Genomic DNA, 12,806 nt, shown 5'->3' with positions numbered 1-12,806 from the left:
GAGGATTTAGTCATTCTGAAATGAAGAGACTTCGCTTTAATAAAGGCACCCGGCTGCTTAGTATGGCGTATGCCCTTTTACATTATTTTACTAACGCTTGTTGCAGCTCTTTTGCATGCAAGCTGGAATGCGATCCTGCGCGGCGGGGCCGACAGACTCTGGTCGATGACGGTCATGTGTCTGGCGGTAGCGATCGCCAGCGCCGCAATAGCCCTGTTCTTGGCGCCGCCAGCTAAAGCCAGCTGGATGTATGCCGTGGTTTCAGCGGGGCTGCATGTTGGCTATAACCTGTTCCTTGTCAGGAGCTATCAGGCCGGAGACCTCGGGCAAACCTATCCGATCGCGCGGGGTTCCTCCCCCCTATTAATCACCATCGCGGCATCGGTTTTCGCCGGGGAGCGGATCGAGGCGGGCGCCCTGCTCGGCATAGCCCTGGTATCGGGCGGTATTATTTCCCTGGCCTTCAAAGGGCGCAGGCTTGCGGTTCCGAGCCTGCCGTATGCCGTGGGAACCGGATGTTTCATAGCCGCCTATAGCGTGACAGACGGCATCGGCGTGCGCCTGTCCGGCGCCCCCATGGCATACACCGTATGGATGTGCGCCTTGTGGGGCGTCTTGATGCCATCGGTGTACATCGGCCTGCGCGGCGCGGACAGTCTATTTACTATCCGGCCCGGATTCATCACGGCCCTCATCGGTGGGCTGGTCTCTCTGCTGGCTTATGGAATCGTGATTTACGCCATGTTCGGCGCGCCCATGGGAGCGGTATCGGCATTGCGCGAAACCAGCGTGTTGTTTGCGGCGTTGATCGGTTATTTTTTCCTGGGCGAGACGCTGACTGTCAGAAAGATGCTGGCATGCGCGGTGATTGCCATCGGCACGATCTTTATCGGCTGACGGCCGTACAGATGCGGGCCGCATCGAAATATTGTGCAAAGCTATTTAGTGACGAACGCTGGCCGGGGCCGCATGGCTGCCGGGGCGGCAAATAATAATCAGGACAGGATGATAATGATGATATCTGAAAATCCAACCGTCGCCCTCATTGGTCCGGGGGCAATCGGCACGACCATTGCGGCGGCGCTTCATGAGGCCGGACGCACGCCGACGATTTGCGGCCGCACGGCGCACGATCGCCTGGAACTGCGCTTCGACGGCGGTCGTATCGTGGTACCGGGGCCCGTGCGGATTGATCCGACCGAGCTCAAGACGACGTTCGACCTCGTTTTCGTCGCGGTCAAGTCGACACAGGTGGACGCAACGGCGCCGTGGCTTTCCGCATTGTGCGGTGCGAAGACCGTGGTCTGCGTGCTGCAAAACGGCGTTGAGCAGAAAACGCTCATCGCGCCGTACTTGTCCGGCGGCCCGGTACTGCCCTCGGTGGTATGGTTTCCCGCTCAACGCGAACCGGACGCCTCGGTGTGGCTACGCGCCAAAGCGCGCCTCACCTTGCCGGACGCGCCGGCGGCCAGCGTGGTGCTCGCGGCTTTGCGCGGCACCCGGTGTTCGGTCGACGTAGCGGCGGATTTCACGTCCGTCGCATGGCGAAAGCTTCTACAGAACGCGGTCGCGGGTTTAATGGTTCTGGCGGGTCGCCGTGCCGGCATGTTTTCCCGGACCGACATCACCAAACTGTCCCTGGCCTACCTGCGGGAATGCCTTGAGGTTGCTCGGGCGGAGGGCGCGACGCTGGGCGACGAAGTACCGCAAGAGATCGTCGATGGATTTCATCGTTCCCCGGCCGACTTAGGCACCTCCATCCTCGCCGACCGGCAAGCCGGCCGCCCCCTCGAATGGGACTGCCGGAACGGGGTCGTGCAGCGATGCGGTCAATCCCGCGGCATCCCCACGCCGATTAGCGATCTGGTCGTGCCGCTTTTGGCGGCCGCCAGCGACGGACCCGGTTAATATTACCGCCGCAGATTATGAGCGCTCTATCGTTAGCAGTGACGGTCGCAGCTCAGTTTGCAATTGTCTCTTTTTTTGATACCCTTCTGGCCGCAGACCTCGGCCGGAAAGGCCTTTTAATCGTCTTATGCCCCGCAGTCTCGCGGCGCTTCTGCTCTATCGCTGGATCGGTGAAGTAAACGTCCAAGTTGGCGGGGGTCAACGATCTAGCGCCGGTGTCAGATTGCCGGTCAGACGTAACCGGGAATCGGTAAACTAAATGTCGCAGGTAAAAGCTCCCAGACTGGCTCCCCCTTGCCGCCTCACCCGCCGAACTATCCAATCATGGGGCTGGCACTCCGCATTATTGGTTTCACCGAGACTCGGGTCATGGCGAGGTATGGGTGCCAGACACTCGTACCGTCAGCATCCAGCGATACAATCCACGCCACCTCCAGTCCGTTACACCAGCGCCGCCGTGAAAAATGCTTTTGCTTGCCATCCCTACAGCTTGCGCCCGCATCGTCCACGATGCCCGGGGTGTGAAGTCAACGTCTACTCTTGAGCCCGATACTCACATTCCATCAAGCCAGGCTACAATTGCCGCATTCACATCATCGGGGCGGTCTTGCATAATCCAGTGACTTGCGTGTTCCCACATCTCCGCTTTCGACTGGGGATTCGTGAACCATCCGCGCATCCGCTCGGCCTGATCGTTGAAGCGGCATAGGTGATAGAAAGGCGCGCCGATCGTCTTTAATAACGCCTCGCTTCCTGCCCCTACCCCGACCTGCTCCGCGCCCAGAAATAGTGGTCCAAAGGACTCACGAAAAGGAGCCAGGGACATCCCCATCATTCGGCGCGCATGCCAGGTTTTCAACGCAGGGCTGGTCGCCGGATCATAAAAATTTTCAATCATCGGCAACGTCACACTGACGGGATTTTCAGTCTGAAGCCGGTCGGATGTTTCCTGGAAAAGCGGCGTGAACTGGTCATCGAATCCCAGCGATCCGTCGACGGAAATAACGGCATCAACCAAATCCGGACGTAAAGCGGCTATGCGCGCGGCGATCTGCCCTCCCATGGAATGCCCAATCAACGTAAATTTTTGACCAGCAAAATCCGTTTCAATTAATGAAATGATATCTAAAACATAATGTTTTGGTTGGTACTGACCAGACGGCATAACCTCGGATCGACCATGGCCGCGCAGATCCACTGCAATGGTTCGATAGCGCTTTTCAAGAATGGGGATCTGCCAACTCCAATCATGAGAATCGGCGACCCAGCCATGGAGCAACATGAGGTTCCGGCCTTTCCCCGCATCGGTATAGAAAAGCTTTGCGGCACGCATGGTTTCGACCGATGCTGCGCCAAAGTACCCGAACTGTGCGGCCGCTGCGGTGATAGCGGGCGAGCCAAGCAGGCCATGACGAGGGAGCTTAATCATCTTCATATCCGTCCTGTCAACAATTTCGAATCTTGAAGGACGTTATGATATACACGATATATCTACGGTCAATTACGCACCTTGAGGTGCGCAAATATACAGGAGGATATTGCCATGCCTAACCCCGCTTCACAGGATATCGGCGATGTATTTTTCGCCGATTGCGCTGCCCGCTCCTTCTTCGATCAAGTCGCCAATAAATGGTCCGTGATGATCCTGACAATCCTTGAGAAACAGCCAACGCGTTTCAACGAGTTAATGCGCAGGCTGGAAGGCATCACGCACAAAGCACTGGCACAGGCCCTAAGACGCTTGGAACGAAACGGCCTGATCTCCCGGCGTGTGCTGGCGACCTCTCCCGTTGCGGTGGAGTATGCGATCACCGAGCTTGGCCATACGCTGCAAAAGCCGTTTGCCGCCGTTTACGAATGGGCAATCCTGCATTTGCACCAGATCGAGGACTCGCGTGAGCGTTACGACAAAACGGCGTTGTCGCACCAATAGCGGCTGCGCCGGCGTAGTCTTGCGGCATATGCGAACCGAGCTGGAACAAGCGATGCTACCGCACCACCTGATACCACCTGCCGTTTTCCTGCTCCCAGGTAGATGCTGATTTTATCGATCCGTTTAGCCCAGGCATGGGCATACTGCTAAATAGTAAAGGCGTCAATGCAGGGTGGATTTGTCGTGATTATCGAACTTAGTCTTACCGTTTAATGCCATTCTCTGATTAAAAAGACCTTACTAGCCTTAGGGCCGCGTAGTGGCCCTAATACGCGATAGGTTTGCCCTCGCTATCCTCAAACGCTGACTGCACCGCCGCCACTACTTGGCGCGCCGTGGGTACATCCGCCAGGCGCGGATACTCGGCCTTCAGTTTGCCGGACACACGCCAGCCGTTTTCCTTAATGGAGCGAATGATGCGATTCGCGTCCTGGCTTGGCATCTCGATAACGTCCTTGAGGCGCTCTTGCGCGAGCTGGAAAGTCGCTAACATCCTTGCTTCATCAACCATCTCATGCCGGGTCGTGTGCTCAATCACGCGTGCGGTGTACAGCACGTGTTCGGTCAGATCCGGATAGCGCCAGGCGAAACATGCATCGGCATAATCGTCGAAGATAAAGTTGCTGCGAGTACCATCCTCGCAGGTCACCACTTCGCCGAATCGATAAGCGGTTGCGTAACGCCGCATAAAGGGGCGCGAGAACACCTCAAGTACGCGATCGTAGCCCGTCCGGAAGTCGCTGGAACCGGTGATAGTAGCCGACACCGGCAGAATGACGCCGTCAGGCACCGCCCTGTCCCGCACCAGAGTGTCATTGATCAGGAAGCGGTGCATCCGGCCGTTGCCATCTCTCATTGGATGAATATAGACAAAGGCAAAGGCCAATGCCGCGGCACGCGCTACGGGCTCGGTTCCGCGCGTCGCGGCCTCAAATGCCTTGAGCCCCCCCAGCATGCGCTCCGCTTCCTCGAAATGGGGAGCGATATAATGCACGATGTTTTCGCGCATGGTAGCCTGCCCCACGAAGACCGGCGAGCGCCGCAGGCCCAACCCCATGGCATCGCGGCCCAGAATGCCGGCTTGCAGGGTGTGCAGACTATCACTGCCCAATGGGTCTTCAATATGACCGCAGTACTGGGCAATAACATGGGCAAACCGCTGGATGCGGTCGGTTTGATCGGACTCTTTTTCAATCAGGAAGCTCGCGCGGGATTCATTAAATGTCAGCCAGCTGGCCGTGCGCATCAGCATGTCGGCGCCAAATATGTTATCCAGTTCAGCCAGCGCGGCGGCAAGATCAAACCGCAGAGCATCCTGGACCGCAGCGGTACGACGAACCAGGGGGCAGAATGCGGCGGTACCCGGCAGGTTATTATTAATCCGCCAGCGGCGCTCGCGTACGGGTTTCACCCGCGTGAGATAATCCTTACCGGAGATGGCGGCAATATATTTGCCGTTGGTCAGGTCGGGCACATCCAGCCGTTCTCCCGTCAACCATTCATATAGAAAACCCGCGCGGCGCGCATATTGGCCGAAAGGCTCGCGCCGGCACCACGACTCTACAGGCCCAGGCCCGCTGGCGGCAAACAGGCGGGCAAAGAATTCGATGTGGATCTCTTCGTACTTGAGCCCGAACTCGAAGTGTCCCGCGAAGTCATCCGCAGGTTTATAACTGGCCGGATACTGGTTTTCTATCCGCCCTCCTTTATCGCGATGGACGCGTACCGTACCAATCGACGATTCGACGCGCAGCGGCTGTGCCAACATAATGCCGTAAAGCCGCTCCAGTACCTTAAAGCCAACCTGCATAGGATTGAAATCCTTTAATTGAGCCACGAATACGATACGTAACTCATAAAATCATGCGAAAACGATATCATGACAACATTTAAAACGCTATCAACACAGCGATTTTGATACTAAATACGGATTTTTTTGCGAAAATAATACTTAGCGGTCTACGAGATCGGGGGAACATGTCCCGGCAATGTCCCTTCGACGAACAGCTTAACCCTAATTTACGTAGGCTTACCGCGTCCCGCACGCGCAAGGACGCCAGTGCGGCAAGAGGCGAACGCAAGCGGATGGCGGGCTCGCCTTGCCGTGCGATATTGATAGGGGTGATTGCAAGCGGACTAGGAGTTAAGCTTGTTGCTTTATTCGATTTTTGAAAACGTCTAACCTCTGGACTGACATTAAACTTTTTGGCAGCCTCTGTGTATAAAAAACCGCTCTGGTGAAATGAACCCCAGTCGCTACACCCGGTTTTTCTGAGTAGGGATGTTTTGCTAGTACGGTAGATGGGGCTGGTTGCAGGATGCCGCGCGCAACGGGTGAAACTTCAATTTTTATCTGCGCATCCCGGGATGTCACCACAATACGCATCTCATCCGGATTATTGGTTTGCAGGACCGCCGACACGCCAGCTTCTCGCTCAAACCCGGTGGCAATTCTCGTCAACGCCGTCCGAACATTCGGCAGGGCCAGTTCCCTATTTTCCAATAGGATATAGGCCAAATCAATATCCACTGCCGTTTTCCTGATCCCAGGTCGATACTGGTTTTATCGATCCGTTTAGCCCAGGCATGGGCATAATAATCGGCTAAAACAGATATAAGCGGTTTGTTTGCACCGCACTGCTGGCATGAAGTAACTTTTCCACTTTGCGCGGATTCAGGTTAACCAGTCCCTGAAACAGCTCGGCCGCATGCTCAAAAGCGATCTCCGCCGGCACAGCATTTACCAGTTCGTAGGCAGCTAACTCAGGCACACTGGCTTTTAACGTATTCCATTTTATCTCAATATCAGTCAGATATTGAACGCCAAGCGGGGACAATTTCTGATTAGAACAAAAAAGCCAGTCAACTCCGGGGAATTCTTTAAACCACTTTGGCAATGCCGCTTTGTCTTCTACATAACAGCCAGACGGTTTTGCAGGCATAACACCGCATCGCGCCAATCAGGCTCACGGCCGGTGCGCGCGTATATTCCCGCACGCAGTTTATACAGCCAGTTGCTCTGCTCATACCTATGTGCCAGGGAAGGACTGATATCATGCTTTGTCAGCCAAGACTGCGCCACCAGGGAACCGGGAGCCGTGTTCTGTATAAGCCAGTTTATTTTTGACGGCATACATCCACTATTAGTGAAACTATCATATAAATATTAAACTACGAACTGATGAAGTTGCCAAAGCCAGGTAGATTGGATTCTGGCCACCCTTCACGTCACTCATTCAGAACGCCGAGCGCGGGAGCAATCAAGGCTTCAAGCTCATCGCGGCTTGCGCCGTCCCTTGCCTGAAATGAGATCATCTGCATGACGCCGTGGATAAACGCAGAGCGTTGCTTAATGTCGCATTCAGGGGACAGTTCTCCAGCAGCGCGAGCATATTCAAGGCGCGTATATATGAGTTCGCGCGTCTTGTTTCGCGCAACTTTGAGGTGCGCCCGCGCCGCTTCATTCTCCGGAAGACAGTTCACAACGCCGAGAACCAGCAGGCAGCCGCCAGGTGACGTCGATAAAGCGACATCAACGCTGGCAAGAAGCATCCGTTCCACGCCTTCACGCAGAGTTGCGGCGTCGTCTAATTCTTGCATCGGTCTTGCGCCGACCGTCGCAATATAGTGATCCACCGCCTCGCAAAATGCTTCCTCCTTAGAACCGAAGGCCGCATAAAAGCTTGGAGGCGCAATCCCGGCCGCTGCCGTGAGATCAACCAGTTGCGCCCCTTCATAGCCGCGCGCCCAGAATACCCCCATCATCGACTGAAGAGCGGTGTCCCGGTCAAAACCGCGCGGGCGGCCGCGCTGAGTCATGATGTTATCCTTTTGTAATTTTCACTACAATATTCTATTGACCTACGCCTTCATTGGCAATAGCATTTATTGAATTATCACTACAGAAAAGGAATCGCACCATGAGCATTTCCCCCCGCGCCGTCATCGAAGAATTCTTCCGCCGTGCCGGCTCAGGCGAACCTGTTGAAAAGATCGCGGAACTGGTCAGCGAGAAAGTTGATTGGTTTGTCGCGGGCGATACGAGCGTCGTACCCTGGATCGGTCGCAAAATCGGCAAGGCAGGGGCAGCGGAGTTCTACGCCCAGATCAGAGAGCAGATCGCATCCGAAGCTTTCTCGATGCGAGAAATACTGTCGCAAGGCAATCGGGTCGTCGCTATCGGAGAGCTTGCATCTCGCGTTTTGCGAACAAATAAGCTAATCGAGTCAGAATTTTGCTTCGATTTCATCGTTGAGAACGGTGAAATCACCCGCTTTCGCCTGTTCGAGGACAGCTTTGCCGTGGCAAAAGCCGCCGTGTGATGGCATTGACACTAACCAACCAACGGAACTCCGAAGCCTGCTTAAAGGGGTTTCGTAAATCTTCTGCCGGACGCCCCCGGATGCCGGCTTCGATTGCATACAGTTCACCGATCCGGCGCAGGGCCCCGGCGGTGGTCGGCGACGTATGCCACAGGTTTATTAGCGATCGAACTCATCAGTCGGCTACATCAAATATTCAGTCAGGAGTCCGATGAATGCGCCAGATCCACGGCACGTCCTGACCCACGTAGCGCCATAAAGATGACAATGGCGGTTATTGCCGTTACTGCCGAAAGCACTTCAAGCAGGATGCTGAACGCGCTCTGGTAAATTCCAGTCAGCACGTTAAGCGAAGAGGCCCCCAGAATGGCCCCCGCTCCCGCCAGATCGCCGCCAACCAGATGCTGAGCGACCTCGCTTGCAGACGATGAAGCGACCGGTAGGAAAGTAAACCGCGAGATAAGCAGTGCAGCGAGTAACGCGTCCACGATTGCAAGTGCGACGCCTTCACCCGCAACGCGGGTTGTATTAAAAATCCCCGTGGCCATGCCGGCGCGTTCGCGCGGCACGACGCTGAGGGCGAGCCCGTCCATCAGTCCCCACGGAAGACTGATGCCAATTCCAATGATCAGAAGCGGAGAGATCAGTGTCAAACCGGCCTCGCCGTCCTCCCAGCGACTGAGCCATAAGAGGCCGCAAGCCGATACCAACAGCCCTGCTCCGCAGAGCGTAGCGGAGGAAAGCCATCGCGTGAGGAAGCTTGCGACCAGCGGAAGGACCAGAAGCGGGCTGCAGAGCGCCATCATGATCCATCCGACCTTCAGTTCACTCATTCCATTGATACCGACAAGCCTGATGGGAAGAAGCACCAGCAGGACGACGAAGGCATAGGCGGGAGCCGAGGCCAGCAGTTGTACGGCGACGAAGCGCGGAATGCGAAAGAGCGAGAGGTCGAGCATTGGCCGCCTTGCATTGGTTTCAACGAAGACGAAAACGGCACCCAGGATCAGTGCTCCGACCAAAGAAACCACCACCGGCGTATCCATCCAGCCAACCGTCGGCGCAACCAGTATCCCGTTCGTAAGAAAAGCCAATGCGGCGGTGAAAGTGAGCGCACCTTTCCAATCGAGGCCGGCGGCTTTGGGATCGCGGGATTCCCGCACCACGCTTAAGCCGAGAACAAACGCCGCCCCGGCGATAATCGCCACCAGAATAAAGATTGAGCGCCACCCGAAAGCTGCAATCAGTAGTCCTGAACTTATCGGCCCGAAGGCCAGACCGATGCCAAAGCTCGTGCCGACAAGACTGAAAGCCCTCATGGCGGATGGGCCGTCGAACTCCTGCGCCAGCGCCGCCATCACGCCAGAGAACGCAAACGCCGACGCGACGCCCTGGGCGGCGCGCAACCAATCGACGACGAGCAGGTTTGGCGAAAAGGCAAGCGCGACCGAGAAGATGCACAGGGTGCAGGCCCCGAAAAGGAAGATCTTCTTCCGTCCGAATGTGTCGGCGAGCGCTCCTGCGGCCATCAGGCAACTGCCGAAAGTGAGCATGAAGGCATTGGAGATCCAGGCGAGTTCAATAGAACTGCCTTCCAGCGCTCGGCCTATCGTCGGAATGGCCACGGCCGGCCCCGTGAAAGCGAGCGGGTTCGCTACCGCGATTAGGCAGGCGGCCAGGAGTACCAAGGCCTTTCGAAGCGCGCCTTGTGAAGTCTGGTTAGTGTTCAAAGAAACCTCGTTGATGATGCTGGTGCGCATTCATTGAGCTAAGTCGTCCAATATGATTCAATGAGGAGTTTAATAGATACATTGGCGAATAGGTGTCGCCATAGCGGCGACACCTATGATGCGGGGAGGTGAGATGAGAGGCACCAACACCGGAGATATCGTCGCCTTCACGACGGCAGTCAAAACCGGCAGCTTCGCCGATGCCGGCCGCGGGTTGGGTATGTCCCGTTCCGCGGTGGCGAAGGCTGTCGGCCGTTTGGAAGCGAGGCTGGGCGTGCGGCTGCTCAACCGGACCACGCGGGCCTTTAGCGTTACCGAGGAAGGTCAGCGATTCTACGAGCAGTGTATTGCGATCCTTGACGATCTTGAAGCCGCTGAGAACAACGCAGCAGGACGCGATGCCAAGCCGAAAGGAACCCTGCGTATCACGGCGCCGGGTGCCTACGGGCAACTGCATGTGATGCCTGTCGTACGACGCTTCCTCGCGGATTGGCCCGAAGTCTCCGTCGAACTGAGCCTGACCGACCGCGTCGTGGACATTGTGGAGGAAGGATTCGACCTGGCGATCCGGATCGGCGGTCTTGAAAACAGCCCGCAAGATCTGATCTCGCGCGGCATAAAGCGCTATCCGACGATCTTCTGTGCCTCGCCTGAATACTTGGCCTTGCGCGGCGCGCCGGAAACGATTGAGTCCTTGCGCGATCATATATGCTTATTCTACTTCGCTTCGAAAGCCCGGGCGACCAGCCAGCACTCTTGGCGGGTAAGAGGCCCCGACGGATCGTGGCAATCGATCTCCGGCAGGCAACGTTTCGTGTCGGATCGGGGCGAGGCGCTGCTGGCGGCAGCCCTGTCTGGAATGGGCATCGCCTATCTGCCTGCATTTCTTTTCGAACCCCATGTCGAAGCAGGGCGGCTCATAAAGGTGCTGCCCGAGTGCCGTACAGAAGAGGTGCCAATCTCGGTCCTATATCCCTCGAAGCGCTACTTGCCCGCGAAGGTGCGCGCCTTCGTCGATGCGTTGGTGGATGCCGCGAAGGACGGGGACGACATCGCCAGCAAAGATCTCCTTCCGGAGATAACCTGACGAGGTGCCGTTCGAAGTTGCGTCCCCGTAGAAGGCCGGTCAAGGCGATCGATAGCTGTGCCAATCGACATTGCGGGGACGATCTTTTGGAGCGCTTCGCTCTTGGCCGAGACAACGTTCTACCAACAGGGGCTGGGGCGATAAACTACGTGGCGCAGCAATTCGCCTCGTAAAGTGTCCGCGGCGCTTAGCTACAGTGAAGCTGATCCTCACGACTAAAAATCCCATGGTATGCGAATTTTGCCATCACAAACTCAAGGCTTTCCGCACCTGCGGACTTTCAAAGGCCGGCGCAAGCGCCCTGATATCTTTCGCAGCCATTCCCAGCTCAGCCGCGAGAGGACGCCATCTTTCGTAGATGATCTCCGCCATTATCCTAAGTGCCTCGCGGGCCTCAATGGGGTCGATATTGAAGAGTGGCGCCGCGTTGAGGAACGCTCAGGCGTCAGGTCGGTGAAGCGCGGCACATCTGCCATGACGCCGGAGGTCTCGACCGAACCAAACGCGGGCTGCACGGCGGCGGCATCGCGCAAGACACATTCGCAAATCGCAATCGTGCTGGCCTGGTCGATGGCAGGAAAAAATGCTATGGCGCTGATTAGCGCCGTATTGCCGCCATGCTTGCATCAACAATGGAAGGTGTTGGGTGACGTAATAATCGCGATCGACTCGGCTTTCCGGCGCGCCTTGATTGCTCACGTAGATCACCACGGACGGGTTACTATTGCTCATGAGGGCTGTCCTGCCCCGCAGACTGACGATTTGCGGGAGATTAGATAACGCAGGGTCACTTGTTTTCGAGGAAGTTCGTGACTGCCTCGTTCAAAGGCACCGCGCATTCCTCAGGCAGCCAGTGACCGCAGCCGGGCAACACCTTGCCGGTTACGTCAGTCGCGTAACGCCGCATCTGATCAATCTGATACTGACCCATGCCACCGTTACCCCCGCCGCCAATGGCCAATGCCGGAATCGTGATCTTGGTGTTGGACAGTTCCTTGTTGTCGAGGGCATCCTGATTCAACACGCGGTAGTACTCGAAAGCAGAGTGCAAGCTAAGCGGCTTGGCGTACGACTTGCCGTAAAGATCGAGCAACCCAGGTGTGAAAACTGCCTTGTTCGTAGCATGCACCTTGATGAAATGCGCGAAGAAAAAGCGCTCCTTGCCGGTGATTAAGGTCTCGGGCAAGTCGTCACCGGCAGCAAAGAAGCTGAAGTGCCATACCAATGACTCGCCTTTCGGCGTGAAGGCCGGAAACGAGTAGATGCTGTCATCTGGGATCGGGGCTTCCATATAGACCACGCGGTCAATATTGGCCTGATGTTGGACCAACATCGGATAGGTGTTCCAGATACCAATGTCATGCGCCACCAGCTCGAACTTCTTGCCATCGCTGAACTGCAGGGCCAGTTTGTACAGCAGCGGTGCGACGTCCGTGGCGCGATAGGATGGCGGCACCGCGGATTGTCCGAGTCCGGGGAGGTCCGGTGCGACCACGGTGAATTTCTTGGCCAGCTCGGGCATCAATTGACGCCATTCGTACCAGGTCTGGCCAAAGCCGTGAACGAGATAGACGAGCGGCCCGGAGCCGCCTTTGACATAGTGGAGTTTGACCCCATCGATTGTCTGGTACGCGCTGACGAAGCCCTTGGGAATCGGGAATTCGTCAGCGGCGAACGCCGGTGCTGCGAACGCAAATGCGAGCGCGAGCACTAAAATATGTCGGAGACGTCGGAACATCGTGTTTTCCTTGTGTACATGATGGAAAGCGAAGAACATGGCAAACGAAGGCGCAAGACCGGCGGCCATGGCTGGATAGCGCATCGAT

The 12,806-nt window shown here is 56.5% G+C and carries 12 protein-coding genes and 2 pseudogenes; 6 read left to right on the top strand and 8 right to left on the bottom strand.

Features of this window, described 5'->3' with window-relative positions; translation table 11 throughout:
* The first annotated feature begins 69 nt into the window (after nucleotides 1-69).
* Nucleotides 70-897 carry an EamA family transporter gene (locus tag ACL2XP_RS05535; protein WP_413737560.1) on the top strand — a complete coding sequence of 276 codons (828 nt, stop codon included), beginning with the start codon at nucleotides 70-72 and terminating at the stop codon, nucleotides 895-897.
* A gap of 117 nt (nucleotides 898-1,014) precedes the next feature.
* Nucleotides 1,015-1,908, top strand: coding sequence for an oxidoreductase (locus ACL2XP_RS05530; RefSeq protein WP_413739091.1), 894 nt, complete (start codon nucleotides 1,015-1,017; stop codon nucleotides 1,906-1,908).
* 553 nt (nucleotides 1,909-2,461) lie between these two features.
* On the opposite strand, the gene ACL2XP_RS05525 is transcribed toward ACL2XP_RS05530, so the two are convergent.
* Complete coding sequence (locus tag ACL2XP_RS05525) at nucleotides 2,462-3,337, bottom strand: alpha/beta fold hydrolase (RefSeq protein ID WP_413737559.1); 876 nt, start codon at nucleotides 3,335-3,337, stop codon at nucleotides 2,462-2,464.
* Between the two features lie 114 nt (nucleotides 3,338-3,451).
* On the opposite strand from ACL2XP_RS05525, the gene ACL2XP_RS05520 reads away from it, so the two are divergent.
* Nucleotides 3,452-3,841, top strand: coding sequence for a winged helix-turn-helix transcriptional regulator (locus tag ACL2XP_RS05520; RefSeq protein WP_413737558.1), 390 nt, complete (start codon nucleotides 3,452-3,454; stop codon nucleotides 3,839-3,841).
* A gap of 265 nt (nucleotides 3,842-4,106) precedes the next feature.
* Here the strand turns inward: ACL2XP_RS05520 and ACL2XP_RS05515 are convergent, their stop codons facing one another.
* The 5 genes and pseudogenes from ACL2XP_RS05515 to ACL2XP_RS05495 form a co-directional block, all read right to left on the bottom strand.
* Nucleotides 4,107-5,651, bottom strand: a complete 1,545-nt coding sequence (locus ACL2XP_RS05515; RefSeq protein WP_413737557.1) for a Fic family protein — start codon at nucleotides 5,649-5,651, stop codon at nucleotides 4,107-4,109.
* A gap of 498 nt (nucleotides 5,652-6,149) precedes the next feature.
* Nucleotides 6,150-6,380 (bottom strand): annotated as a pseudogene (locus ACL2XP_RS05510) (nucleotidyl transferase AbiEii/AbiGii toxin family protein); the annotation flags it as partial.
* Nucleotides 6,299-6,783 (bottom strand): annotated as a pseudogene (locus tag ACL2XP_RS05505) (type IV toxin-antitoxin system AbiEi family antitoxin domain-containing protein). The pseudogenes ACL2XP_RS05510 and ACL2XP_RS05505, both read right to left, overlap by 82 nt.
* A complete protein-coding gene (locus ACL2XP_RS05500) occupies nucleotides 6,753-6,974 on the bottom strand; it encodes an AbiEi antitoxin N-terminal domain-containing protein (RefSeq protein ID WP_413737556.1) in 222 nt (73 codons plus the stop codon). The pseudogene ACL2XP_RS05505 and the gene ACL2XP_RS05500 overlap by 31 nt, the downstream one beginning before the upstream one ends.
* 95 nt (nucleotides 6,975-7,069) lie before the next feature.
* Nucleotides 7,070-7,660 carry a TetR/AcrR family transcriptional regulator gene (locus tag ACL2XP_RS05495; protein ID WP_413737555.1) on the bottom strand — a complete coding sequence of 197 codons (591 nt, stop codon included), beginning with the start codon at nucleotides 7,658-7,660 and terminating at the stop codon, nucleotides 7,070-7,072.
* A 101-nt stretch (nucleotides 7,661-7,761) separates the two neighbouring features.
* On the opposite strand from ACL2XP_RS05495, the gene ACL2XP_RS05490 reads away from it, so the two are divergent.
* Nucleotides 7,762-8,163 (top strand): nuclear transport factor 2 family protein, encoded by a 402-nt coding sequence (locus ACL2XP_RS05490; protein ID WP_413737554.1) that lies wholly within the window; start codon nucleotides 7,762-7,764, stop codon nucleotides 8,161-8,163.
* 200 nt (nucleotides 8,164-8,363) lie between these two features.
* On the opposite strand, the gene ACL2XP_RS05485 is transcribed toward ACL2XP_RS05490, so the two are convergent.
* On the bottom strand, nucleotides 8,364-9,923 hold the full coding sequence (locus ACL2XP_RS05485) for an MFS transporter (RefSeq protein WP_413737553.1): 1,560 nt from the start codon (nucleotides 9,921-9,923) through the stop codon (nucleotides 8,364-8,366).
* 103 nt (nucleotides 9,924-10,026) lie between these two features.
* On the opposite strand from ACL2XP_RS05485, the gene ACL2XP_RS05480 reads away from it, so the two are divergent.
* On the top strand, nucleotides 10,027-10,980 hold the full coding sequence (locus ACL2XP_RS05480; protein WP_413737552.1) for a LysR family transcriptional regulator: 954 nt from the start codon (nucleotides 10,027-10,029) through the stop codon (nucleotides 10,978-10,980).
* A 231-nt stretch (nucleotides 10,981-11,211) separates the two neighbouring features.
* On the top strand, nucleotides 11,212-11,760 hold the full coding sequence (locus ACL2XP_RS05475; RefSeq protein ID WP_413737551.1) for a hypothetical protein: 549 nt from the start codon (nucleotides 11,212-11,214) through the stop codon (nucleotides 11,758-11,760).
* A gap of 7 nt (nucleotides 11,761-11,767) precedes the next feature.
* Here the strand turns inward: ACL2XP_RS05475 and ACL2XP_RS05470 are convergent, their stop codons facing one another.
* Complete coding sequence (locus ACL2XP_RS05470) at nucleotides 11,768-12,802, bottom strand: alpha/beta fold hydrolase (protein WP_413737550.1); 1,035 nt, start codon at nucleotides 12,800-12,802, stop codon at nucleotides 11,768-11,770.
* Nucleotides 12,803-12,806 lie beyond the last annotated feature (4 nt).

This window comes from Sodalis sp. RH21 (assembly GCF_047324175.1).
Classification (GTDB): Bacteria; Pseudomonadota; Gammaproteobacteria; order Enterobacterales; family Enterobacteriaceae; genus Acerihabitans.
The sequence above is the reverse complement of the archived record's forward strand: the minus strand, read 5'-3'. Positions and strand labels throughout refer to the sequence as shown.

Excerpts from the sequence above, each read along its gene's own strand:
- ACL2XP_RS05500 (WP_413737556.1), bottom strand. The coding sequence starts at position 6,974 with ATGCCGTCAAAAATAAACTGGCTTATACAGAACACGGCTCCCGGTTCC.
- ACL2XP_RS05490 (WP_413737554.1), top strand. The coding sequence starts at position 7,762 with ATGAGCATTTCCCCCCGCGCCGTCATCGAAGAATTCTTCCGCCGTGCC.
- ACL2XP_RS05515 (WP_413737557.1), bottom strand. The coding sequence starts at position 5,651 with ATGCAGGTTGGCTTTAAGGTACTGGAGCGGCTTTACGGCATTATGTTG.
- ACL2XP_RS05475 (WP_413737551.1), top strand. The coding sequence starts at position 11,212 with ATGCGAATTTTGCCATCACAAACTCAAGGCTTTCCGCACCTGCGGACT.
- ACL2XP_RS05520 (WP_413737558.1), top strand. The coding sequence starts at position 3,452 with ATGCCTAACCCCGCTTCACAGGATATCGGCGATGTATTTTTCGCCGAT.
- ACL2XP_RS05470 (WP_413737550.1), bottom strand. The coding sequence starts at position 12,802 with ATGCGCTATCCAGCCATGGCCGCCGGTCTTGCGCCTTCGTTTGCCATG.
- ACL2XP_RS05485 (WP_413737553.1), bottom strand. The coding sequence starts at position 9,923 with ATGCGCACCAGCATCATCAACGAGGTTTCTTTGAACACTAACCAGACT.
- ACL2XP_RS05525 (WP_413737559.1), bottom strand. The coding sequence starts at position 3,337 with ATGATTAAGCTCCCTCGTCATGGCCTGCTTGGCTCGCCCGCTATCACC.
- ACL2XP_RS05495 (WP_413737555.1), bottom strand. The coding sequence starts at position 7,660 with ATGACTCAGCGCGGCCGCCCGCGCGGTTTTGACCGGGACACCGCTCTT.
- ACL2XP_RS05535 (WP_413737560.1), top strand. The coding sequence starts at position 70 with ATGCCCTTTTACATTATTTTACTAACGCTTGTTGCAGCTCTTTTGCAT.
- ACL2XP_RS05480 (WP_413737552.1), top strand. The coding sequence starts at position 10,027 with ATGAGAGGCACCAACACCGGAGATATCGTCGCCTTCACGACGGCAGTC.
- ACL2XP_RS05530 (WP_413739091.1), top strand. The coding sequence starts at position 1,015 with ATGATATCTGAAAATCCAACCGTCGCCCTCATTGGTCCGGGGGCAATC.